The sequence below is a fragment of the Hanstruepera marina genome (assembly GCF_019880635.1).
Classification (GTDB): domain Bacteria; phylum Bacteroidota; class Bacteroidia; order Flavobacteriales; family Flavobacteriaceae; genus Hanstruepera; species Hanstruepera marina.
In genome coordinates this window covers 343,249-368,725 of the sequence record NZ_JAINVX010000002.1, presented here as the reverse complement: position 1 = coordinate 368,725, position 25,477 = coordinate 343,249, and the positions used below count along the sequence as shown (strand labels likewise).

Genomic DNA, 25,477 nt, shown 5'->3' with positions numbered 1-25,477 from the left:
TGTTTTATCTGCTTATGATGTTTTAATTATTATAATATTTAATTGTGGTTTTATAATAAAACCATAACCATCTTTTGGTATTAATATGGGCGTGTTTAACATAAGCCGCTTTCTCAATCCCCTTTATGGACGGTTTATTTACGGTATCTACAATAATAAACACCTCCTTTATATTTTGATTAAACAAACAGCGTTTGGAAATAAAATGAATCATTTTAGGATATAAACTGAGACCTCTAAAAGCTTCATCAGTAAAACAATCTCCAATAACAGGGCCTTTTTTCTTAATTAAACCCAACAAAAAAACTTTTTCAAACAGATTACTCCTGTGAACAACCTGTTTGTTTTTCAACAATTTAAATTGCGTTTTTTTCTTTGATAGGTTATTGATTTCTATATCATATTCCGGCTCTGGCAATGACCTGTAAGCTTCCTTATTTAATGTATAAACAAATACATCAATATCTTTGATTTCTATTTTCTTTAATAGCTTACCAATCATTTAAATCGCTTTAATATACCTGCAATTATTGCTTTATTGCCCTTTAGAAGTTTAGCACACCTAACATATACTTTAAACATTATAGGATTAAGAATACTATAATGATGTGGATTATCATAAAAAATCTCTTGGGCTCCTAAATGCGCTTTAAATTCCCTAACCCCCTTGGAACCGCCCATTGAAATATTGTAACCTTTAAACCCCATTTCAAATGATTTTACAATCCATTGCCAATGTAAGGCATAGCCCGCCTTAACATCTGGTTTCCCTATTTTTGTTCCACCAAAAATATTTGTAAAATAATTCCCAGCCCTAACTGAGAAGGAAGCTCCTTTAATTTCACTATCGTGTTTGAGCAGCATAAAATGTGCTTTGTCTTTTGAAATTAATGCTAGAAGTTGATTTTTTAGATCATCAAAGTCTCTTAATGCATACTTGCCTTGCTGGGCTTTATCTTCAACCAGTTTATATCCCTCCTTTATATCCTGTTCTTGCTCCACCATAAGCATATCGACACCCAACCTATGTGCTAATCTAATATTTCTCCTCGTTTTAGCTGAGATTTGATTTAATAATTCTTCAGGTGATTTACACTCTTTAAAATCCACCCAATTTATGCCGTAGGAACAATATATATAATTAAAAAGTTTACCCTTGTTAAAGTCACCCTTTGGTATTTCTAAAACATTAGGGCTCAATACATGGCTACTGATTACTTGGATTGATGACAAAGGCATACTAAACTGCACATAGCAGCACTTTAATTTTTTAGCTCGTTTTTTTAAATATTTGAGACAGTCACTTAACAGGTACTCATACCCTTTGGTACAAATAGGCCCATGTGGAATAATATAAAACTTAAACCACATGGCTTTAGCTATTACAGCCCCATATCCACCCACGATAGTATCACCGTCCAAAAAAACACATAATTCAAAATCGAATCCATATGATTTATACGATGCCAACCAATCTGTTAAGACTAAGTGGTTGCCACGTGGTTCTTTAGATATGTATTCGTCCCATTTTGAAAACCAAACAGGATCTGTTGTAAAAAAATGCGTCATATGGTTACTTCTCTCGCTGTAAAATGGTTTTCACTTATTAGACATATACCTCCCTCTTCAGTCACATCAAACTCTAGATATTCTAAGGGAGCCAGGTATGTTATTAATTCCTTTACTGTGGGATTCCAAAGCTTTTTTTCTGATATTTTTTTTGAAATACAAGCAAAGTTTTTATTGACTTCTGAATCAATCCTACCATCAATAATTAAGCGTCCCTTATGGTGCTTTAATGGTACTGAAAAATATGTATGTGCAATACAAATCCCTTTTTCTTCAATCAATGTATTAATGTTTCTAGGATTTAGCGCCTGTTTGAAATCGACCATTTCCATGGTCTGAAATATATAAAATTCTACTTTGCCAATCCTATGCCTAAAAAATAACGGGGTGTATTTTGCCAAAGTATTGACTTTATACTTTTTTGAATTGTAATGTAACCCTGTTGATATTATTACTTTAGATATGCCGAAGGCGCTACGAAAGCATTTTGCCCATTTTCTTTTTTTGAGGTTATTAGCAAAATCTTTATACAATCTATTATAATTCGAATGGTCTAAATTATTAGTCAGCAAATTCTTTATCCATAGCCTTGTAGACTCCAGTACACCTAAACCTTTAATTCCTTTAAGAAATGCTTGTAATGTAAAATGACTTGGATTTATTTGGTTAATTACTCCAGGAATACACGTGCCGGAATCGCTATAATTCCACAATATACTAATGTTTTTATCATGCAAAAGACGCCCATATTGTTCTACACTTAAATTATAATTTTCAAAGCATGAGACATTATACGGTTGATACCCATGATCAATCCATGTATTAATATTATCTAATGGCGGTGTGAAATTCTCAAAGTCCTTAAAGCCCTCTTCATTCGGCTTTATCGATTGAGACAAGGCGTGATATGCCAATTCATGACCATCGTCAATCCAAGCTTTATATTCGTTAGCATGGTATTCCATAGCCGCATTATCGTCACGTTTTGAATAATGGTTTAAGAAAAAACCCTTGGTAGTTTTAATGCTATGCTGCTTAAAAAACAAGCGCTGTTGCTTTAAATTCTTTAGCGTATCAAAGTCACAATGATCTGTAAAACATAAAATGGCCGAAAACGGTATTTTACTTCGACTTACTTCTAGGGCGCTTCTGCCAGGTAATAATAGCGCCAGTGGTTTATCAAAATTATAAGTTGTTTGAGTTTGCTTGATTTGTCTATCATGGCTATTCGCTTTAAATCTTGTTAATGGCTGGGCATTTTCTGGATTAAACCGCCATAATAATTTATTAGGCTCCTTTTTGTTTATCTCCCAAATACCAATATTACGATTTGCCTGGACCAGTTTGCCATTGGCTAATTGAATAATTTTTGGTGCATACCAATTTGCTATACACCTTCCAGTGATTTCTGTCCACTTATAATCATAATTTCTAAATTTAACTATATTATATTGAAATATTATCTCTAGGTCAAAAAAAGATAATGAACTTGTCATGTCATAATCTATGATAATTTGGCATTTAGAATCAAAATGTTTAACCGGAAGAACATAATTACTATAATTTTCAGATTTAAGATTAACGGTCAAAAACATATTAAGATTAAATTATATCGTGCTTCTAATTATTTCATTTAATTTTCCTATGTGAATCGACATGCTGTAATATTTCTTTATTCTTTTTTTTCCTTGTATACCTAAATCAATTGCTAACTTAGGAAATTCTAGCACTTTCATCATGGCTCTTGACATACCATTTATATCTTTTTCATTTACCAAAAGACCGGTTTCTTTATCTAACACCACGTCAGGAATACCTGCATGATATGTTGAAATTATTGGCAATCCCGCTGCCGAGGCTTCTAATATTGCTACAGGTGTCCCTTCCATATCTCCATTATTCGCTGTAATAGAATGTTGTACAAATGCCATTGACTCTTCTAATATTTTTTTGAATAGGCTCGGTGTTATCACTCCTAAAAATTTCACATTTTCACTAATCCTAAAACATTCGACTAAATTGACACACGCATTTAACAATGGTCCATCACCAGCAATCAATAATTTTGCATCCGGAAAAGTGTTTAGGATATTTTTAAAAGCCAAAATTGTAATATATGGTGCTTTCTTATCAGTAAAACGGCCTACAGCAATAAACTGTCTTTTGGAAAACCTCGGTGTAATTTCTGCAAAAAAATCTTCAGGCGCACAAGGATTATAAATTATTTTTGATGTTGGGCATCCAAGTTGTACTAATCTAGATTTCATTTCTTTAGAAACTACAATGACATATTTAGCAATATCAAAAACAAGCTTATATGAGTTATTTGAATTTATTACATTAATCATACTCGCATCATACCCATGAAAATGCACTATTAAAGGTATTTTTAAGCTCCTACTTATCTCTGCTACAGATTCTCCAGTAGGACCATAATGAGCCAATATTACATCAATTTTGTTTTTTTTTAAAGAGCTAGAAAAACTATGAACCCTATAATCATTTTTTAACAACCTAAGCTTTCCTAAAAACCACAAATTCTTTCTCAAAATACTTCCATGCCCTTCTAATTTAGTTGGCAACAAACCATCATAATAATAAAAAACATCCCCCTTTAGATATTTTTTTTGAGCCTGAATAAAAGTTTCAGAATAAGAATTTCTACTAGGTGATAGTAAAGCTATATTCATAATTAAACTACTTTTTTATATTATCCAAATACTTGATTAAAGAAAGTTTTAATTTTAAAGAAATTGGAAACTCAAATTTACGAGCAAAAAATTTGTTTTTAGATATAATCATCTTCTCTAAATCTGAATTATCTAAATTAGCTGGAAAATTCCCATTTCTGTCTGACCAATCTATATACCTCAAACTATCATTAACAACAGTAGCAGCAAACTTTGAGTTAAGTAATACTGTGTGAACATACATTTCTTCTGAACAAAAGGAATGTTTAAACCTATTAAGTAAAAATTTATTCTTATCAGTAAAATCTATAACATATGACAAAGCCTCTCTTGACAGGCTCCACCATGTTTCGCCTCCGTATAGCTTTGGAACTTTTTTTGAAATACGCCTTTTTATCTTTAGTTTTTTTTGTATCTCCACTAACTTAAAAATATAATGTCTATATCTTTTTGCATTTAATAAATCATAAAAATTATAATACTCAATTCTATCTAAACCTCCATTTGGCCATTTTATTGATGGTAATTCATGAAAATTCAAGTAGTTTTCAGAACTATGCCTTTTAAAGTAATCAACAAAATAACTACAGGTTTTTATTGGATAGTCGTGCCCACTAATAACATGGAATCTTTCAATATTTTTGTTTTTCAAAGCTTCTTTAGCTAAATACAATATACACTTTAAATGATTTACACCTCCCCAATTAACTTTATACTTTCTTGAAACCAACTTTACTTGAATTAAGTCCTGTAATTCATTTAATACTTTTGGTTCTAAGTTACTTTTCTTATCAATGTGAATAAAGATTTCAAAGTTTTGATCAAAAAATTCAGCTAAATCTTTTAAGTGCTCAAAGTTTTTATAAGCCGTTATTAAAATAGCATGTTTCATTTATTGCTTAAAAACAGTTTTTAAAATTTTTTCTATATTAAAAGCTACTCTCATAAATTTTCGGTTTTTAATACTCTTCAATTCATTCTCATAATCTTGGCTCAAGAAAATTTTATCTCTTAAAATCTTCGCTTGAATTAAATCAGGCTTTGAAAAAATATATGAAATAAGCAACTCTCTATTTCTATTAGAATTCACCAACATTGAATTTTCTCTAACTCTATAATCGTAGCATACTAAAGGAATGTATTTAAATCTCCATCCTTTAAAAAACAGGCGCATATTTAAATCCCAGTCTTCGTAGCCCATAACAGGCATCTTTTCATCATAACCTTTTACAGATTCCCAAGCCCTCTTACGTAAAACCACACAAGCATCTATATAATTTTTTTTGATTAACCTAGCCACATTAAATTCTCCAACCTTAATGTCTTGTTCACTCATACCAAACTGTCTGTTATCTCCATACACCATTCCCACTTCTGGATTTTCGTCCAATAGTGCAGTTCCCCTTTCAATATATACCGGTCTTAATTTATTATCGGCATCTAATGGAATTATATAAGGCGCAGTAGCTAATTCAATCCCCTTATTTCTTGCCGCACCTAAACCTGCATTTTTTTGATGTACAACAGTTAAATTTTTTGCCGTATAACTATCTAATATCCTTTTAGTATACCCCTCGTCATCAGAACCATCATTAACCACAATGATTTCTAAATCTTTTTGCTTGGGATACTTAAAAACAGAGGCTAAAGCATCCTTAACAAAGTCGCCCATATTATAACACGGTATGACTACACTAATCTTATAATCAACTTTCATTTTTCAGATTAAACAATTTATTAATAGTTTTCTTCATTAATTCTTTTGGGCTCCTGTAATTTAGTTTTAAAAACCTAATTAGTTTTTCAAATCTATAACTATAAATCAATGGCTTCCTATATCCATCATTTATTAATTTATTATAATAAGTAGCAACTCCTATTTGTTTTTCAAAAAGTATTTTCTTTAAATTTTTATCCGTAAAATAAGAAATCATACAAGAATATAGTTTTACGCTCTTAATTAAAATATCATTATTATTCATTTCAGATAATATCCCAACGTGATACCTATAAACCGACATACAATCTTTCATAAAATGAAGTTTACCATTTTGCGCTAACATCATATACAAAAAATAGTCTCCGAATGGGACTTGTTCAAACTCAAAAGGATATTCTTCTAGAACATTACGAAATACGACAGAAGGGGTGTGAATATAATTCCCAAACCTTGCTAAATCTTCAATATTCTCATATTGTTTTGGCACTTTAGTAATAAAATCTTTAACTAATTTTTTGTTTTTCATCAACACCTTTACCTCATGAAAACATAAAACCGTATCTATGTTAGTGTCTAAATAATTGACCTGTTTTTGTAGTTTATTAACATCGATCCAAAAATCATCACCTTCACACAAAGCAATATATTGCCCTTGACAACGTTTTAATGCAAATATAAAATTAGGCATCATTCCCATATTATGATCGTGCCTAAAATATTTTATATTTCTTGAACTTGACCTTAATGCAATAGCTTCCCTTATCTTAAAATCAGTTTTATCGGTTGAGCAATCATCCGCAATTATCAATTCAATTTCAAAATTGGTTTTTTGCATTAACACACCATTGATAGCATCCTCTACATATGATTCTTGATTATATACAATCATGCAAACACTTAACTTTGGTCTCCTCATCGACATAGATTTTATTTATACTCTAAATACAAACCATACATTTTTTGAAAGATAATACTCTTTGGAAATTTTTGTTTTGCTATGGCATTATAAATTATAGTTTTTTTTGCACTAACAATGTTTTTTTCTCTTCTGCTCAATAAAGGATATATTATTTTATAAAATTCTAAATATTTTTTAGATTTTTGGGTTTTATCAAGGCCAGAATAAACACCATTATCGTGAACACGATACACCGACATTACTTCATTTATACATTGTATTTTTTTTTCTTTAGATATCAATTTATAAAGACCTAAATCTCCAAACGGCAAATTCTTAAACCAAATAGGTAAGAGGAAATTTTTTGGCCTTCTAAAAACCACACTTGCCGTAGCTATAAAGTTGTAATACTTTAACAGCTCATGATAATTAAAAGGTATTTCATCAAATGGATTTGGAATCTTATGTAAAAAAAACTCATTATCAATCAATAGATTAGCCTTATGAAAACAGATATTAATTTCTTCGTGGCTTTCCAAAAAATCAACTTGCTTTTGGAGTTTTAAAAAATCTGTCCAATAATCATCTCCTTCACAGATTGCAACGTACTTGCCTTTGCTTTTATTTAACACAAATGAAAAATTTGCTGACATTCCTATATTTGAAGAATGATTAAAGTAATTGATAATATTTGCTTTGGGGTGAGTCGCAATAATTCTATTTATTAGTGCATCTGTTTTATCTATTGAAGCATCATTTGCAATAATTAATTCAATTTCAAAATCTGTTTTTTGCATTAAAACACCTTCTATAGCCTGTTGTATATAATTTTCATGGTTATAAGTTATCATACAAACACTCAAAAACACTCTATTTTTCAACATGTTCAAAAAGTTAATGGTGCTAATTGCTTTTTAATTACCGCAGGCACCCCAGCAATCATACAATTACTAGGAACATCTTTAGTAACCACAGATCCTGCAGCAATAATAACATTTTCTCCAATAACAATATCTGGCAATACAGTTGTATTAGCACCTATCTGGCAAAAACTATTAATTTTGCATCTACCTAATAATGTAACTGAGGGAGAGACTTCCACAAAATCTCCTAATTGAACATCATGAGTCAATACTGTATTGTAATATATTATGCAACCCTTACCAATCTTGACATCATTAGACACTATTGCTCCATGCATAATATTTACTCCACTATCTATTTCTACTCCATACGAACTAATTTGAGCTGAATTACTTATAGTTCCTTTTAAAACACCCCCAATCTTTGTGAATTTCTCATACATTAAGAATCGTAACTTCGGATTACCAATGCCGATTACAAAATTTTTTTCAATACTTAAGAAATGTTTTTTTACCTGACTTGTGGAATTTAAAATTGGGTATTCACCATAAAGTTTTTCTTCAATATCTTTACTAATATCATCATAAAAGCATAGCTCTTCAACAGCATTATTTTGAAAGAGCACTTCTAATATTTCTTTAGCAAACCCTTTAGCTCCAATTACCAACATAATTCTTTTTTTACTATTGTAATAATCCTTTCAATATTTGCATTTGACAAACCGCTATATAGAGGCAAACATAATGCTCTAGAAGCTATTCTCTCTGAAATTGGCATCGATTTTCCATTTATATATTTGACAGTATTTAAAGAAGGGTAAAAATACCGTCTTGGAAAAATATTTGCTTGATTTAAAGCATTTTTTACGGCCAATAATTGGGATTCGTTCTTAAAAATAATAGGGTAATAACTATTGTTCCATTCTGTGTGTTTCCTTAGGCCCAACAATTGAATATCTAAACCATATAAAGCTTCATTATAAGCATCAATAACAGTTTTTCTAGATTCCAAAACATGTGATAAATAAGGTAAAACTGCCAAACCCATAGCCGCTTGGAGTTCACTCATCTTTGCATTAATACCCAATCCATGAAAGGATTCTTGACCATCATGACCAAAATTATGATGCCAATACATCTTATCAAACTGATCTGACTTACAAAATAAGGCTCCACCCTCCCCTGTATGAAATAGTTTGGTAGCGTGAAAGCTACAGGTGCTGGCATCTCCATAATTAAAAATGGACTGCCCTCTATAGGTAACCCCAAAGCAGTGTGCCGCATCATAAATCACTTTTAAGTTATATTTAATCGCTATGGCTTCTATAGCCTCCACATCACAAGGGTTACCAAATACATGAGTCGCTAGAATAGCAGACGTTTTAGAAGTAATAGCGGCTTCAATCTTGGTTTCATCAATTGTCAAATACTCGGGATGGATATCTACAAACACCGGCGTACAGCCTTCCCAAATAATACTACTTGTCGTCGCTACATAGCTAAAAGGTGTGGTTATAATCTCTCTTTTAAGCCCAAGGGCCTTAATAGCAATTTGCAAAGGTAAGGTACCATTGGTCATTAATAACACATCGGGCACTTTAAGATAATCTCGAAGCTTACCTTCTAGTTCTCGAACCAATACTCCACGATTGGTTATCCATCCTGTATCCCAGGCGTATTTTAAAATAGATTGATACTCTGTTTGAGGCGGTAAGAATGTTTTGGTAACATTAATCATAAATTAACATCGATTTTAAAAGAATCCAATACCCCTCCCTTTTTTATAAAAACTAACTCTACTAACCATAACACATAAGGCTTAAACGGTTTGTTCAAATCAGTTATGTCAAATAGTGTATACCCGTTTCTATCCATAAAATTAATCATTCTTAAAACACTGTTTTCAAAAATTTTGCAATTAACACTAGCTTCAACCATAAAAATTTCAGTTTTACCAAAAAGTTTATCAGCACCTTTCAGCACTTCTATGTCCAATCCTTCAGCATCAATTTTAACAATATCTGGCAATGGTATATCCTCGTTTTCACTAACAATATTGTTTAAAGTTTCAACTGGTATCTGAATTTGTTTAAACCCTTTTTCATTTGCCTCTTCTTCAGTATATCTAAATGAACAACTATCATCCCTGTTTACTAATGTAAATAAAAAATTACCCTTTTGAGCCCCTAACCCTACTGCTTTTACGGAAATCTTTTCATTAGCATCTAATAAATCTTGAAAAGAGGTTTGCAACCACTTTTGAGGCTCAATTAATGTGTAATAAGCATTTGGAAAATACTTTAAAGTTTCACGTGTCCAAGTTCCATGATTTGCCCCAACATCAACAATATGTTTTGGCAGAAAGCCCATCTCTTTGACATTTATAAATAATGATGCCAGTAGATTATTTTTATGCAAAATCTTACCACCATTATTATGTTTAGTGTAGCCATACTTAAAAGCTATACCTTCAAATATTTTCTTTATTTTTTTTTTTATCATCTTATGTAAATATCTTATCAATAAATTAATTATTTTAAAAAGTCACATGAATAGTTTCTATTAACAATATCATCAGAAGTTATTTTTGGAAATCCAATGTCTTGTGTTTTAATTTTAAAAAACTCACACAATCTATAAAAATCTGACTTATTAGCAATATTAATAACCAACAATTTGGCTTTGTTATTTTTAAAATAATCTAAAACCGTTTCTATATGGTTGTTATAAAATTTTATTAAAGATTCTTTATCATAAAGCATATCGTTATTATTAAAAAAAATGCCATTCATAAGCTCCCAAGACCACCCTTTGTAGATATAATTAGAATTTTTCAAGCTTTCTTTTGTTGGAATTTTTCCATTATTATAAAAATTAGAGTGAAAATTCAAAATAGATTCATACCACTCTTCAGGAGAATTTCTTATTGTTAAAATAAATTTACTATCAGGAAATTTAGTAAATAAATGTTGATATGTATAAGGCAGTGAAAATGGTACATCTTGAAAAACGACTCGATCTTTTGATGAGCAAAATCTTATTATCTCATTAAAATCCCTTTTTAAATAAGCCTTCAAAAGTAACCCTCCAGCTCTTTGGTTTGCAACTGGATAGTTGTTCATCTCAAAAAAAGAACCTAGAGAAGTAGTTCCTGTCTTATTTAAGCCTATACAAAATATCTTTTCTCCCCCTTTTTTTTTAAAATTTAATATCATAGATTACAATTTTCATACGTAGCTGCTAACAAAAATGGAGGCCATACTTCTTTATCACTAATAACCTGAAAACTCATTACGCCATTAATTCGTAACATAGGTTCTTTATTTTCAGTCTTACTAACCCATATATTTATAGAATATACCCCTTTAGAAAGTTGAAGATTATTATGCTTAACGTTAAAAGCAATACCCTTATCTAATATTTTGATATTGGAGTCATTTTTATTATGTTCCAAAATTGCAACTGGGCGTTGTTCTTTATCAAAAATTGAAATACCGAATATTGGTACTTCCATAGTTAAATTAAGTCTAATCTTTAAATAAATATTTAACGTGTCTCCCCATAGTAATTGAGGAATTCCATTTTTATGATTTGCACATCCACTAATTTTCACATCTTCAACCACAATACTTCCATCATCGAAAATAATATTTGAACCATTATCTGAAAACCTATTGTAATATAAATCAATACCCTTTCCTACATCTACTCCCAAAAATTTTGCCTGTCCATTATCCATTAAAATAACTTGACTACATATACGCGAGACCATTGGCATATTATGAGAAACAAAAACAATTGCCGTATTTGGTAAAATGGCATCAATGGTTTTAAAACACTTGAGCATAAAACCTAAATCGCCCACTGCCAAGACCTCATCAATAATCAATATATCAGGTTCCATCTGGGCCGCAACAGCGAAGCCTAGGCGTACCTTCATCCCACTACTATAGTGTTGTACCGGCATATCTATAAACTCCTCTAGCTCGGCAAAAGCAATAATATCATCCAGCTTAGTATCAATCTCCTTACGGCTAAATCCTAAAATAGCACCATTATTATAAATATTTTCCCGTCCGCTTAATATAGGATTAAAACCGGCTCCCAGTTCTATTAAGGCCCCAACACGGCCCTTCATTGTCACTTTGCCCGCATCGGGGTTTATCAACCCGTTCAATATTTTAAGCAAGGTACTTTTGCCCGCACCATTGTGACCTATTAAACCCAAACATTCTCCCCGTCGCAGTTCAAAACTCACCTCTTTTACCGCCCAAAATTCCTTGGGGCGCAACTGCCGCTCATGGCTAGAGCCACGTACACCATTTACCATATCCTTAACTCCATACCACAAACTGGTTTTCAGATCCTTACAAAACTTTTTGCTTAGGCCTTCTACTTTTACTAAAACCTCGTTGTTGGGTTGCTCTTTATTCATTAATATTTGGTTATGGTTTTCGTTATAAAAAGGTTATTTACTAATAATGATATAGGTTAGTTTAAATTTCGTTACAAATTATTAATTATTCATCATTAATTGTCAATTGTTTAAGCACTTAAGCGTTCCACAATAATGGGTATCGCTATACGGTACAGTACTAGACCCAAAAACAGTAAAGGCACACATACGCCCAAAACCATTAAAAAATAGGTTAAATATTGTGGTGTAAATCCAACTACCAAATCACGCGTAGTTAAAATAATGGGCGTTATAGGGTTATAGGTCATAAGAATTTTCATAATACCGTCTTTGGGTATAGCATACACCACAGGTGTTACATACATTAAAAACTGCATCCCAAAGGTTATTATTTTCCCGATATCTTTATACAGCAGACCAATAGGTGTTAAAAACAAACCTAAAGTACTTCCAAACAAAACAGCTCCCAAAACAGCAACTGGCATCAACAACAAGCTCCAATGAAATCCAACCCCAAAAATAAATACAAAGAGCACTAGTAGCAATATCTTAATACTACTATCAAATAGAAGTTTATAAACACCAGAGAGCAACAGCGCTTCCTTTGGAAAATTAATTTTTGTCAGTATACCCTTTGCTGCATTGGTACTCTGCATAGGTGAATTAATAGACGCCACAATAATAGACCATATTAACGTGCCTGAAAACGCATAAACGGGATATGGCACACCAGTATCACTTAAACGCACCGTACCACTGCTATTCAAAAAAATCCATACTGCAGCCGTAGCTATAGGCGTAACAAAGGCCCATAAAATCCCCAAATAGGACTGGCGGTACTGCGCTTTAATATCCCGCTCGGCCAATTGTCGGGCTAAAAACCGGGAGCCCAACAAATCCTTTAAACTCGCTTTTAAAAGCGCACCCATTTTTAAGGTACGTTCCTTTTGATACACACGGGTTTCTAAAGACATATACTAGGGATTGGTAATCGTATTAATTTGGTTAGGGCTAATATAAATAATTATGACTTAAGAATTAAGAATTACGAGCTCGTTTTTATTGGGAAAAGGAATGAAAGGTGATTGATGACGTATGACGGGTGAGTGATGAGTGATGAGTGATGACCGATGGCAGATGATGGGTAACGGTTGGTGGATAAGAGATTGCCGCGTCTCCAGACGGTAAACGTCTGGATCCTCGCAATGACCGAGAAAAATTTGATATTTCGAGCACTTCGACAGGCTCAATGTGACAGCTGGAAGCGTTGGAGATTACTCATGCGTAATTATTTTTAGAAATAGGTGTTCGTGAATACTTCGTATTTACCATGTCGTTTGCCAACTCGCCAGCTGGCCCATTCGTGAAAACAGTTTACCAAACTGTTTTTTTAACGCTCTGTCTCGCAATGACAGTTAGTGCTTAAACCAATCCCAAGTCAGTTTCAAACCCTCACGAACTGTAACTTCAGGTTTATACCCTAGCAAGCGTTCTGCTTTAGAAATATCAGCCAAACTATCACGCACATCGCCTTGTCGTGGTGAGCCATAAACGGCTTGTAAATCAGAGCCTGCAGCATGTTGAAGGCTTTCCCATAGGTAATTAATACTAATACGCTCGCCACAGGCCACATTAAACACCTGGTTTTTGGCTGCATCTGTTACAAAAAACCCGCGTACATTGGCTTGCACGGCATTATCCACATAGGTGAAATCACGGGTTTGCTCACCATCGCCATTAATTTTAGGAGACACATTATCTTTTAAAGCCTGCATAAACAAAGGAATCACCGCTGCATAAGCCCCATTGGGACTCTGTTTAGGGCCAAACACATTAAAATAACGCAATCCTATAACGTCAGTACCATACGTTTTTCCAAACACATCAGCATAGAGTTCATTTACAAACTTGGTAACCGCATAGGGCGATAGAGGTTTTCCAATAGTATGCTCTACTTTTGGTAATGACGGACTATCACCATAAGTCGAACTCGAAGCCGCATAAACCATCCGTTTTACGGTATCAGAATCCTTTAAAGCAATCATCATGTTTAAAAAACCTGAAATATTAACAGCGTTAGTCGTAGCAGGATCGTTAATAGACCGTGGTACCGAGCCTAATGCCGCCTGATGGCTTACATAATCCATACCGGTTAAGGCTTGCTTACAGGTGTCCAAATCACGGATATCCCCCTCCATAAGTTCAAAATTAGGGTGATTCATAAATTCGGTAAGGTTCTCACGATACCCATTGGAGAAATTATCCAATACACGTACGGTTTTGGCTTTGTGTTTTAAGAGGTATGCAACAAGATTAGAACCAATAAATCCTCCTCCACCTGTAACAAGAAAGTTGAGGTTTGATATGTCGATTGAATGATATTTGTTTACGTACATAGTTTACACTTATGCTATAAAAATAACACTAATCACAGAAATACAAAGGGAAATAATAAGCTATTAGATAAAGGGATTGGGTCTATCGAGTAACGGTAACACTATTAAGATTTCAAACCCTCCGTCTAGGTTTTATCAAACCTAGCCACCTCCCTTTATCTAAAGTGAGGAGCCAGTTGGTAATATACTATCCATTTAAGCTCCCCTCTTCAGACACGGCCAAGCGTTAAGAAATAGTCCAGCGGACTATTTCAGCGCAGGAGCGAGCTGGCGCTAGGCCAATGAATTTGTCGTAGCTTGTGGAGACAAAGAAAGGGGAGTTTGATAAGAGGAGAATGAATTTGCTGCAGGGACAACGAAAACAAAGAAAGAGGAGTTTGAATAATTAAATTTATTATATTTAATTCATGCCCAAACAACACATACACAACAAAAGCCAGTTAAAAACCAAAAGACAGGAATTAAGAAAAAAACTGACTCCAGCTGAAGCGTTTTTATGGACACATATTAAGTCAAGGCAGTTAAAAGGCAAACGATTTACAAAACAACATAGTATTGGAAACTACATTGTAGACTTTTACTGTGCATCCGAAAAACTTATCATTGAACTAGATGGTGAAGTTCACAACAATCCAGTAACTCAAGAGTATGATAATATACGTTCTAGCTATTTAGAAAATTTAGGCTATACGGTTATTCGATTTGAAAATAAATTAGTTTTTGAAAATTTACCTTCTGTGTTAAAAGCGATTGCTCTTAATTTTAAAAACTAATTCAAACCCTCCGTCTAAACTGCTTTCAACAGTTTATCCACCTCCCTTTATCTAAAGGGAGGAGCCAGTTGGTAATATACTATCCATTTAAGCTCCTCTCTTCAGATGAAGAGGGGGAATGAATTTGTCGTAGCTGGCGGAGACAAAGGAAGGGGAGTTTGATTTAAAATATATAATTACTATTTCAAACCCTTCGTCTAAACTGTTTTCAACAGTTTATCCAACTCCCTTTATCTAAAGGGAGGAGCCCCAACTTGGCTTCAATCTATAGATAATCATGTTCATATGAATAACCTCTTTAGGGATTTAGAGTACTACAACCGCGCATCAGTCTGCTCGGCTGGCAACATAGCCTTTACATCAAAAACTACTCCAGAAGGAGCTTTTAAGTTTTGAATATTTAAATCTGTAAACTTATCATGAGAAACGGCCAAAACCACAGCTTGGTAGTCAGTGCCCAACAATGTATCACTACAAATTAAATCGAGACCGTATTCCTCCTGCACTTCGTCTGCCGATGCCCAAGGATCGTACACATCCACTTGAATATCATAGGTTTCAAACTCGCGAATAATATCGATAACCCGAGAATTGCGAATATCAGGACAGTTTTCCTTAAAGGTAATACCCAGAACCAATACTCTGGAATCCTTAATGGTTGCCCCCTTTTTTATCATCATTTTCACGGTTTCGGTAGCCACATAACTGCCCATGCTATCATTCATTTTACGCCCTGCCAAAATAATCTCGGGGTTATACCCCGATTCAATGGCTTTTTGCGCTAAATAATAAGGATCTACGCCTATACAATGCCCGCCTACTAGACCCGGAGTGAACTTAATAAAATTCCATTTGGTTCCTGCCGCTTCCAAAACAGCTTTGGTATCAATATCCAAGAGGCGAAAAATTTTGGATAGCTCATTAACAAAGGCAATGTTGATATCCCGTTGTGAATTTTCAATAACCTTCGCCGCCTCGGCCACCTTAATAGACGGTGCCATATGGGTACCTGCAGTAATTACTGATTTATATAAATCGTCTATAATTTTGGCGATTTCGGGTGTGGAGCCCGATGTTACCTTTAATATTTTAGTCACGGTATGTTGTTTATCACCCGGATTAATACGCTCTGGGGAATAGCCCGCATAAAAATCCATATTAAATTGTAATCCAGACTCACGCTCTAAAATAGGCACACAAATATCCTCGGTAACACCCGGATAGACCGTAGATTCATAAATGACGATATCCCCTTGCTTCAAAACACTTCCAACGCTTTCACTAGCCTTTATTAAAGGTGTAAAAATGGGTTTGTTCAAGTCGTCTGTAGGTGTAGGAACCGTTACAATGTAAACATTGGATTGTGACAAATCGGACACTTGGTCCGTAATGTAAAGCCCTTTTGATTGCTTGTCTACCGCTAATACGGCCTGTAATTCGGGTGAAGGCACCTCTAAAGTACGGTCTGTACCGGAACGCAACTCCACTACACGCTTGGTATTAATATCAAAACCCACTACCGGATAGTGCTTAGCAAATTCAACTGCTAATGGCAAGCCTACATATCCCAGACCTACAATAGTAATATGATGTTCCATATATAATCCCAATTATTAATAATAGCTTGAAACTTTAAAACCTCTTTATGAAGCGCTTAACCTTTTGAAAGGCAGATAGTTTACCATCTTCATGATAGGCATTCCCATACACGCCATAACCATAGCCATAGCCATAACCATAGCCGTAGCCATAGCCGTAGTTATGATTGGTTTTATGTTTATAAAAATTCAAGACAAAATTGATGTTTTTAATCTCCCCAGCCCTGTACTTGGCATTAACAAGCTGTAACATACCCTTTTTGGTATAATCCAAGCGTACCATAAAAATAGAAGTATCGGCATATTTAACCAATTCCAAAGCATCAGTAACCAAGCCTAATGGCGGCGTATCCAATATAATAATATCATAGGTCTGCCGTAAATCTGTCATTAGCGTTCGCATACGGTCACTCATCAATAATTCTGAAGGGTTAGGTGGAATAGGCCCAGCTGTCACTATCGTTAAATTATCGATATGAGTTTTATGACTAACCGTATCAAAATCCGATTCGCCGATAAGATAATTCACCATACCTAAATCGTTGGTAATATTAAAATCATCAAATATTTTGGGCTTCCGTAAATCCAGCCCCAATAAGATGGTTTTTTTACCACTTAAGGCATACACCGTAGCGATATTGATAGAACAAAATGTTTTTCCCTCCCCACTTACCGAAGAGGTAATCATTATGGTTCGACCATCATCACGCGGAGTTTTATTCAATATAAACTGTAAAGACGATCGGATAGAGCGAAAGGACTCTGCTACTGCCGATTTAGGCTTCTCAAACACCACTAAATTATTATGGTAGCGGTATTTACCAATAAGTCCTAAAATAGGAATTTTGGATAACCGTTCTACCTCGTCTGAACCATGTATGGTATTATCTAGCAAAAAGATAATGAAAATGAGAAACATAGGCGTAAAAAAACCTATCATCAAACCCATCATATAGTTTAACGACTTATTGGGTCCTATAAGTCCGCCTCCAATATCTTTGGCCTCATCAACTATACTAATATCTGAAATGTTGGCCGCTTTAACTATGGCAGCCTCACTGCGCTTATCCATATACACATTATAGGCCTCCTGACTGATATCTAATTTGCGTTGAATCTTAAGATATTCCTGCTGGTCTTCCGGAAGCTCACTTAATTTTGCCTCCATACTGGCTACATTCCGGTTTAGACCTTGCAGCAAGACTCGAATAGTGTTTCGGGTGGCATCAATGGTTTCCAATAGGACATTCTTTTCGGCATCAATCCTTCTATCAATATCCTTAAATAGATCTGAACCTTCCCGCGTTGTATATTCCAAGCTTTGACGCTCAATAGCCAAAGCTGTAATTTTAGACACAGATTGTTGGATATTCGACTCCTCAATACCTACCGAACTTGGTGCCGCAATATTAGTATAATCAGTTTTGGTTCGCAGATAGGTTTCCAAGGTCTTTAAATAATCTAATTTAATGTTCTCGGCCTCCCGTTCAGCCTCATATTGTTTCAGTTTTTCAGAAATTTGATTCATTTCCTCCGACACATCGAAAACCTTGTTTTCCTTACGGAATTGGTTCATTTCCTCATTAACATCTTTCAGATTATCATTTACCGCTGCTAGACTACTATCAATAAACTTAATGGTATTGGTTGCATACTGGTTTTTACGTTTCAGTTCGGTTTCGCTTAAAATAACAGCTGTTGTATTTAAATAATCTACAATTTTCGCTTTGTTATTTCCTGTAAGTGCCAAAACCAATACAGACGCAGAATTTTGATTAAATGGGCTAACCTTGATATTTCTTTGATATGAGTAAACCAATCCATCATAATCAGAAAATCTTATAAAAAATTCTGATCCCGGTTTTATAACACGATTATTACGTATGTTTATGATACCATTTAAGAATGGTAACTGTATTAAATCGCCTAATGAGTATTCCTTAACAAAATCTCCCAGAGGTAAATCAACCGGTTTTTTTTGCTTCGTATCATAACGTTGGGCAAGACCTTGTTCATTTTCAAAATTAGTAACTATTTGAAAGGTATTTTCACTAACAAAACGGATACCTATAAAATGACCCCTAACTTGATATTCACTCAAAACCGGGACAAAAACAAAAGGCGCCTGCTTATAAACGTCTATTTTATTATATTTACCCTCCACATAATAATTTAGATACGATTTTAAAGAATCAACTACTTTTTCATTATGGGTTCGTGTTTTTAGCGTAGTGATGGTTTTCCCCATTTTACCGGACACCCCACCCCAATTAAAGGAAATACTAGTATTCGCCGTAAAAAACGGGTTTTGATCGTTCTCAACGGAAATTAAAGAACTTAATCGGTAAACATTTTGCTTCCGTACATTTATTAAATAAGCTACAATAAGTGCTAAACCAATTGACAATAAGACTAATTTCCATAGATTGAGGGCTTTAAACAAAAATCCTCTAAAATCGAAAGCCATCCCGCCAGTTTCAACATCCTTATCTTCGAATCCGTATTCTGCCATGTCTATAGTCTATCTATCAATAATAAAGTTGTTGTAACCAAAGACAATGCCGTAATGATTGTTCCCAAAGTTTGAAGCCCTGTTGTACCCGTTCCCCAAGATTTTTGCTTTAAAGGCTTCACATATATTATATCATTCATTTGAATATAATAGTAGGGTGACTTCATGACATTAACATCCAATAAATTTAAATGATGGATCTGTTGTCCGTTTGGGTATTGCCTTATAATCAACACATCTTCGCGATTCCCTGTGACGGTAATATCGCCAGCATTGGCCAAAGCTTCAAACACATTAACACGAGGTTGGTATAGTGTATGGGTTCCTGTACTGCCCACTTCGCCGTTAACCGTGTAACGCAATCCCGTTAGTTTGACACTTACAAATATATTGGCTGTCTCTTTAAACTCTTCTTCCAATAGTTTTTTCTCCAATAACTCCTCAATCTCTTCTGTGGTATAACCTAAGACATTTATTTCACCGAGTACTGGTATGCGAATATTGCCATGTAAGTCCACCGTAAAGCCATCAAAAAAAGCACGCTCCTCACCATTAGCGTTTAATTGACGTTCACCTGCTGGATTAAAAATCTGTACATTATTTTGATCCATGACCTTGACCACAATATTTAAAATATCATTAATCTGTACACGGTAGGGTTTTTGAGCTTCGGTTAAAATTAATGTACTATCTAAAGCGGCTTCTTGGTTTTGTAGGTATACCAACTTTTTATTGGGAATACAGGACTGCATGACACAGACCATAACAACCAAAAATACAATATATAAATGCTTCATAATTAGGGCATCGGTTTCATCACAAATATAGCCTTTCACGAGGAATATCAAAACATATCCCCTAAATTTTGGTTTTTTTACGATGAACGTTGTAAGCTTTTCGCTTTATCGTAAAATATGGTAGGTTGTAGAACGCTTTTCAAACCTTCAGTCTAGCCTCTTACGAGACTAGCCACCTCCCTTCAGATGAAGGGAGGAGCCTCTTGGTTAATTAATTATAACTAGCACAGCTCCCCTCTTTAAATACGGTCAAGCGTTAAGAAATAGTCCAGCGGACTATTTTAGCACAGGTGTGAGCTCGCGCATTGGCAATGAATTTACTGAAGTTTTAACGGAAGTAAAGAAAGAGGAGTTTGACTGTTGCAAAGTATTACTATTTCAAATCTTACCCATTTTAATTTGAGATTGCCACGTCGTCCCAAAGTATTGGGACCTCCTCGCAATGACAAGCAAAATGTCATTGACTAGGTCGAGTCTTCGATTTCAGAACAAGCGAAGCAAAGTGAAGAAACCTTTAGGTTCAGCGCAGCTAATCTCTCTGTCATGCTGAACTTGTTTCAGGATCTCATAATAAGAGAAAATGAGATTGCCGTACTTCGATTAGCGTTTTTTAATCAAACCCTCCGTCTAGGTTTTACCAAACCTAGCCACCTCCCTTCAACTCAAGGGAGGAGCCCTTCGGAAATGAACTAAAACTAAACTAGCTCCCCTCTTCAGACACGGCCAAGCGTTAAGAAATAGTCCAGCGGACTATTTTAGCGCAGGAGCGAGCTGGCGCTAGGCCAATGAATTTGTCGGAGCTGGTGGAGACAAAGGAAGGGGAGTTTAAAAAAAAGAAAGAAAGTACTAAAACTTGAATATAATTAAGTCTCAACTGCCCTCAACCTAACAAAACAATAAAACAATTTCAAAAATAACACCAGTACTCTGAAAGAGATTGCCACGTCGTCCCAAAGTATTTGGACCTCCTCGCAATGACAAGCAAAATGTCATTGACTAGGTCGAATCTTCGATTTCAGAGTGAACGCAGTGAAACGAAGAATCTCTATATCATTCTAACCAAAACCTTATTTTTTTACGTTATTTGCAAAAAATACGCGGTGAACTACCTATCTGTTGAACATATTGCCAAACATTACGGCGAGTTAACACTCTTCGAGAATCTCTCGTTTAGTATTCATAAAGACCAGAAAATAGCTCTTATAGCTAAAAACGGCACAGGCAAAACTTCCATACTGAATATGCTTGCCGGCAAAGATGAACCCGATACTGGGCAAATTGTGTATCGCAAAGACATTCAGGTCGCTTTCTTGGCGCAAGAACCTGAACTGGACGATAGCCTAACTATTGAAGCTGCCATTTTCAGCACCAAAAACCCCACCTTGGACATAATTAGAGCCTATGAAAATGCCTTGGAAAACCCAGAAGACACTGAAGCTTACCAAAAGGCGTTTGACAATATGGAACGCCATCAAGCCTGGGATTTTGAAACCCAATATAAACAGATTCTATTTCAGCTTAAACTCGACAATTTACAACAACACATAAAAACACTCTCGGGTGGACAAAAGAAACGTTTAGCACTTGCCCTTGCGCTACTTAAAAAACCAGATCTGTTGATTCTAGATGAGCCTACAAACCATTTGGATTTAGAAATGATTGAATGGCTAGAGACTTTTTTCGCGAAAGAACAGTTAACCCTGCTGATGGTTACCCACGACCGTTACTTTTTGGAGCGTGTTTGCAACGAAATTATCGAACTCGACCAAGGGCAACTCTATACTTACAAAGGCAATTACAGTTATTATTTAGAGAAGCGTGACGCCCGTCTGGAACAAGAAGCCATTGAAACCAACAAAGCCAAACAGCTCTTTAAAAAAGAACTGGAATGGATGCGTCGACAACCCAAAGCCCGAACTACAAAATCCAAGTCACGGATTGACGATTTTCACGATATTAAGCATCGTGCCCACCAACGTCGCAAAGACCATGAGGTGCAGCTTGAACTCAATATGGAACGTCTCGGCAGTAAAATTATCGAGCTCCATAACCTGACCAAAAGCTATAAAGACAAGGTTATTTTAAACGGCTTTGACTACACCTTTAAAAAAGGTGAGCGTATTGGTATTATAGGAAAAAACGGCACAGGAAAATCGACCTTTCTTAATATATTGACCCAAAGCATCAAACCCGATGCCGGAAAAGTTGTGGTTGGTGAAACGGTTAATTTTGGCTATTACACCCAAGCCGGCATTCCTGTAAAACCTGAACAAAAAGTTATTGATGTCATTAAAGCCTATGGCGATTATATCCCCTTAAAAAAAGGCCGGCAAATTAGTGCCCAACAATTGTTGGAACGTTTTTTATTTGACCGTAAAAAACAATACGATTTTGTTGAAAAGTTAAGTGGCGGTGAACGTAAGCGTTTGTATTTATGTACGGTGCTTATTCAAAACCCCAACTTTTTAATTCTGGATGAACCAACAAACGATCTTGACATTGTAACCTTAAATGTCCTGGAGAACTTTTTGTTGGATTTTCCAGGTTGCCTAATCGTGGTTTCACACGACCGATACTTTATGGATAAGATTGTTGACCATCTTTTTGTATTTCGTGGCAACGGTGTGATTGATGATTTCCCAGGTAATTATACTGATTTTAGAGCCTATGAGGACAGCCAAGAGCCCCTGGTGACCGACGCGCCTAAAAAGGAAAAGAAACAATGGAAAAAAGACAGTAACAACGCCTTAAGCTATAATGAGCAAAAAGAGTTTAAAAACATAGAAAGCAAATTAAAATCCTTGGAGTTCGATAAAAAAACTTTAGAAGACGAATTTCTAAATCCTGATTTATCCAATGAAGCCATTCAAGACTTGTCCCAAAAATTACAGGTTGTTTTAGATACCATTGAAGAAAAGGAAATGCGCTGGTTGGAACTTATGGAAAAAATGGAACCGTAATCATGTGGCACGCTGTTATATCCTATTTTAAATTTTTGTTGGCGTCCACCAATCAACATGGTGTGCATTCCCCTTTTGTCTACAATTTGGTAACCCAATGCTTTTACGATCAAACAGTCTATAAAGATTATTCCAAATTAATTACCTATCGCGAGCAACTATTACAAAATGACCATATTATATCCATAACCGATCTGGGACCTGGTTCTAAAACCCAACCATCCAATCAACGACAAGTCTCTACCATTGCAAAAACTTCTGGAACCTCCTTAAAACGCAGTAAGCTATTATACCGTTTGGCACAATACTTTAGACCCCATAATGTATTAGAACTGGGAACCTCGTTAGGCATCGGTACCCAGGCCATGGCTTTGGGAAATCCTGAAGCCCAAATTACCAGTATTGAAGGTTGTCCAAACTTATCCAGATTTGCTAAACAAAACTTACAAAACCACAACGCCATCTCATTATTAACTGGTGATTTTAACACCCACCTGCCTGACCTTAGCAGTCAGACTTTCGATTTTATTTTCTTTGACGGCAATCATACCAAAACCGCAACGCTGGATTATTTTGAGAGACTTCTCCCTACAATTCATAACGATACCGTTTTTATTTTTGATGATATCTATTGGTCCAAAGGCATGACGGAAGCCTGGGAAACCATTAAACAACATCCACAAGTAACCGTAACCATTGATACGTATTTTTGGGGTTTTGTGTTTTTCAGAAAGGAACAAGCCAAAGAGCATTTTAAGATTCGAGTTTGATTATTAATTTTAGTCCAAGAGATTCTTCAGTCGGTTTTCAACCTCCTTCTGAATGACATTTTGAATGCTTTTATGATTTGGAATGCACTTCGACAGGCTCAGTGTGACATAAATATCGGTAATTTCAATGTGATAAGTTAAAGTCGTTGTCATTGACTTCGTCGAATCTTCGATTTCAGGGTGAACGTAGTGAAACGAAGAATCTCAATATCTCATTTTAAAAATTTCTTTTAAAATTTATATAGTGCTTAAACGTTGTAAGAGATTGCCGCAGTCGTTCCTCCTTCGCAATGACAATTGAAAAGCTTTTGATTTTTGGATAGTATATCCATGTTTGAATGCACTTCGACAGGCTCAGTGTGACAATTGCAGTTAATTGTTATTCAGAACACAGTCAAGAATCTAACTACTATAATTAATGCTTTTATTCCTTTTGCCCTTACACTTTTTACGTTTAACTTTACCACATGAAAATTTACACAAAAACAGGCGATAAAGGAACCACAGCATTATTTGGTGGAACCCGTGTTCCTAAACACCATATTCGTATAGATAGTTATGGTACGGTAGATGAATTGAACTCACATTTAGGATTAATTCGCGACCAAGACATTAAACAACACTATAAAGACATCATAATCCATATACAAGACCGCTTGTTTACAGTGGGCGCCATTTTAGCCACAGATCCTGAAAAGGCTATTTTAAAAAGTGGTAAAGAACGTTTAAACATTCCTAAAATTTCGGAAGCCAATATTGAACTTTTAGAAACCGAAATGGACACCATGAATACCGCATTACCACAAATGACACATTTTGTCCTTCCTGGTGGCCACCAAACCGTGTCATTCTGTCACATTGCGCGCTGTGTGTGCCGTAGAGCTGAGCGTTTAGCATCGGCATTAAACGACATCGAGCCTATAGACCCTTTGGCTTTAATGTATTTAAATCGGCTTTCTGACTATTTATTTGTATTGGCACGAAAGTTGTCCTATGAACTGCAAGCCGATGAAGTGAAATGGATTCCAGAAAAACACTAAGGCTTTTGTAAACAACCACGTTCTTTTTATTAATGCGTAATTAATTGTTTTTTTTCTTGCCTATTTAAACTAAAAATTTATTTTTGCAAAAAATTAAAACACATTACAAATGTATTGGACATTAGAATTAGCATCATATTTAAGTGACGCACCTTGGCCAGCCACTAAAGACGAATTAATTGATTATTCCATTAGAACTGGTGCTCCGTTGGAAGTAGTTGAAAACCTACAATCTATTGAAGACGAAGGGGATTCTTACGAATCGATTCAGGAAATATGGCCTGATTATCCAACAGACGAAGATTACCTCTGGAATGAGGACGAATATTAATAGTTTAAACAACATATAAAAAAGTCTCGTTTTGAGGCTTTTTTTGTGTCTATTAATTATAAAAATTAACCGAACAACGGTATCTTTGGGAGCGTTAATTCTCAAAGAAAAACTATTACTATCAGTTACTATACTGATACAAT

23 protein-coding genes are annotated in these 25,477 nt (G+C 34.9%); 5 read left to right on the top strand and 18 right to left on the bottom strand.

Annotated features, from left to right (window positions below):
- Positions 1-22: 22 nt before the first annotated feature.
- The 15 genes from K7G76_RS09430 to K7G76_RS09360 all read right to left on the bottom strand — a co-directional run bounded on the left by K7G76_RS09430 (position 23) and on the right by K7G76_RS09360 (position 14,553).
- A complete protein-coding gene (locus tag K7G76_RS09430; protein ID WP_223033952.1) occupies positions 23-502 on the bottom strand; it encodes a hypothetical protein in 480 nt (159 codons plus the stop codon).
- A complete protein-coding gene (locus tag K7G76_RS09425) occupies positions 499-1,569 on the bottom strand; it encodes a lipid II:glycine glycyltransferase FemX (RefSeq protein ID WP_223033951.1) in 1,071 nt (356 codons plus the stop codon). Before K7G76_RS09425 ends, K7G76_RS09430 begins: the two co-directional genes overlap by 4 nt.
- Entirely contained in the window at positions 1,566-3,158 is a 1,593-nt protein-coding gene (locus K7G76_RS09420; RefSeq protein WP_223033950.1) for a hypothetical protein, read from the bottom strand. Before K7G76_RS09420 ends, K7G76_RS09425 begins: the two co-directional genes overlap by 4 nt.
- A gap of 18 nt (positions 3,159-3,176) precedes the next feature.
- Positions 3,177-4,259, bottom strand: coding sequence for a glycosyltransferase (locus K7G76_RS09415; RefSeq protein WP_223033949.1), 1,083 nt, complete (start codon positions 4,257-4,259; stop codon positions 3,177-3,179).
- A gap of 7 nt (positions 4,260-4,266) precedes the next feature.
- Positions 4,267-5,151 (bottom strand): beta-1,6-N-acetylglucosaminyltransferase, encoded by an 885-nt coding sequence (locus K7G76_RS09410; RefSeq protein ID WP_223033948.1) that lies wholly within the window; start codon positions 5,149-5,151, stop codon positions 4,267-4,269.
- Complete coding sequence (locus tag K7G76_RS09405; RefSeq protein WP_223033947.1) at positions 5,152-5,976, bottom strand: glycosyltransferase family 2 protein; 825 nt, start codon at positions 5,974-5,976, stop codon at positions 5,152-5,154. It abuts the gene before it with no gap.
- Positions 5,966-6,868 (bottom strand): glycosyltransferase family 2 protein, encoded by a 903-nt coding sequence (locus tag K7G76_RS09400; RefSeq protein ID WP_223033946.1) that lies wholly within the window; start codon positions 6,866-6,868, stop codon positions 5,966-5,968. Before K7G76_RS09400 ends, K7G76_RS09405 begins: the two co-directional genes overlap by 11 nt.
- Before the next feature lie 38 nt (positions 6,869-6,906).
- Entirely contained in the window at positions 6,907-7,761 is an 855-nt protein-coding gene (locus tag K7G76_RS09395; RefSeq protein ID WP_223033945.1) for a glycosyltransferase family 2 protein, read from the bottom strand.
- 2 nt (positions 7,762-7,763) lie between these two features.
- Positions 7,764-8,411 carry an acetyltransferase gene (locus tag K7G76_RS09390; protein WP_223033944.1) on the bottom strand — a complete coding sequence of 216 codons (648 nt, stop codon included), beginning with the start codon at positions 8,409-8,411 and terminating at the stop codon, positions 7,764-7,766.
- Positions 8,402-9,478, bottom strand: coding sequence for a DegT/DnrJ/EryC1/StrS family aminotransferase (locus K7G76_RS09385; RefSeq protein ID WP_223033943.1), 1,077 nt, complete (start codon positions 9,476-9,478; stop codon positions 8,402-8,404). The genes K7G76_RS09390 and K7G76_RS09385 overlap by 10 nt, the downstream gene beginning before the upstream one ends.
- The gene (locus K7G76_RS09380; RefSeq protein ID WP_223033942.1) at positions 9,475-10,242 is read right to left on the bottom strand and encodes an FkbM family methyltransferase; all 768 of its coding nucleotides are present in this window, start codon (positions 10,240-10,242) and stop codon (positions 9,475-9,477) included. The genes K7G76_RS09385 and K7G76_RS09380 overlap by 4 nt, the downstream gene beginning before the upstream one ends.
- Positions 10,243-10,271: 29 nt before the next feature.
- Entirely contained in the window at positions 10,272-10,955 is a 684-nt protein-coding gene (locus tag K7G76_RS09375) for a sulfotransferase (protein ID WP_223033941.1), read from the bottom strand.
- Positions 10,952-12,175 (bottom strand): ABC transporter ATP-binding protein, encoded by a 1,224-nt coding sequence (locus tag K7G76_RS09370; protein WP_223033940.1) that lies wholly within the window; start codon positions 12,173-12,175, stop codon positions 10,952-10,954. The genes K7G76_RS09375 and K7G76_RS09370 overlap by 4 nt, the downstream gene beginning before the upstream one ends.
- 110 nt (positions 12,176-12,285) lie before the next feature.
- The gene (locus tag K7G76_RS09365; RefSeq protein WP_223033939.1) at positions 12,286-13,131 is read right to left on the bottom strand and encodes an ABC transporter permease; all 846 of its coding nucleotides are present in this window, start codon (positions 13,129-13,131) and stop codon (positions 12,286-12,288) included.
- A 441-nt stretch (positions 13,132-13,572) separates the two neighbouring features.
- A complete protein-coding gene (locus K7G76_RS09360) occupies positions 13,573-14,553 on the bottom strand; it encodes an SDR family oxidoreductase (RefSeq protein WP_223033938.1) in 981 nt (326 codons plus the stop codon).
- Between the two features lie 407 nt (positions 14,554-14,960).
- Here K7G76_RS09360 and K7G76_RS09355 point away from each other — a divergent pair, with 407 nt between their 5' ends.
- Positions 14,961-15,326, top strand: a complete 366-nt coding sequence (locus K7G76_RS09355; RefSeq protein WP_223033937.1) for an endonuclease domain-containing protein — start codon at positions 14,961-14,963, stop codon at positions 15,324-15,326.
- A 314-nt stretch (positions 15,327-15,640) separates the two neighbouring features.
- Here the strand turns inward: K7G76_RS09355 and K7G76_RS09350 are convergent, their stop codons facing one another.
- From K7G76_RS09350 to K7G76_RS09340, 3 genes are read right to left on the bottom strand one after another with little or no spacing between them, the layout of a single operon-like run.
- Positions 15,641-16,924, bottom strand: a complete 1,284-nt coding sequence (locus K7G76_RS09350; protein ID WP_223033936.1) for a nucleotide sugar dehydrogenase — start codon at positions 16,922-16,924, stop codon at positions 15,641-15,643.
- A gap of 34 nt (positions 16,925-16,958) precedes the next feature.
- On the bottom strand, positions 16,959-19,436 hold the full coding sequence (locus tag K7G76_RS09345) for a GumC family protein (protein WP_223033935.1): 2,478 nt from the start codon (positions 19,434-19,436) through the stop codon (positions 16,959-16,961).
- Between the two features lie 2 nt (positions 19,437-19,438).
- Positions 19,439-20,233 (bottom strand): polysaccharide biosynthesis/export family protein, encoded by a 795-nt coding sequence (locus K7G76_RS09340; RefSeq protein WP_223033934.1) that lies wholly within the window; start codon positions 20,231-20,233, stop codon positions 19,439-19,441.
- Between the two features lie 1,100 nt (positions 20,234-21,333).
- On the opposite strand from K7G76_RS09340, the gene K7G76_RS09335 reads away from it, so the two are divergent.
- The 4 genes from K7G76_RS09335 (at position 21,334) to K7G76_RS09320 (ending at position 25,334) form a co-directional block, all read left to right on the top strand.
- A complete protein-coding gene (locus K7G76_RS09335) occupies positions 21,334-23,193 on the top strand; it encodes an ABC-F family ATP-binding cassette domain-containing protein (protein ID WP_223033933.1) in 1,860 nt (619 codons plus the stop codon).
- 2 nt (positions 23,194-23,195) lie between these two features.
- Positions 23,196-23,963, top strand: coding sequence for an O-methyltransferase (locus tag K7G76_RS09330; RefSeq protein WP_223033932.1), 768 nt, complete (start codon positions 23,196-23,198; stop codon positions 23,961-23,963).
- Between the two features lie 467 nt (positions 23,964-24,430).
- Positions 24,431-25,003: a cob(I)yrinic acid a,c-diamide adenosyltransferase gene (locus K7G76_RS09325; RefSeq protein ID WP_223033931.1), complete on the top strand. Its 573-nt coding sequence runs from the start codon at positions 24,431-24,433 to the stop codon at positions 25,001-25,003.
- Between the two features lie 109 nt (positions 25,004-25,112).
- Positions 25,113-25,334: a DUF2795 domain-containing protein gene (locus K7G76_RS09320; RefSeq protein ID WP_008637498.1), complete on the top strand. Its 222-nt coding sequence runs from the start codon at positions 25,113-25,115 to the stop codon at positions 25,332-25,334.
- Positions 25,335-25,477: the final 143 nt, after the last annotated feature.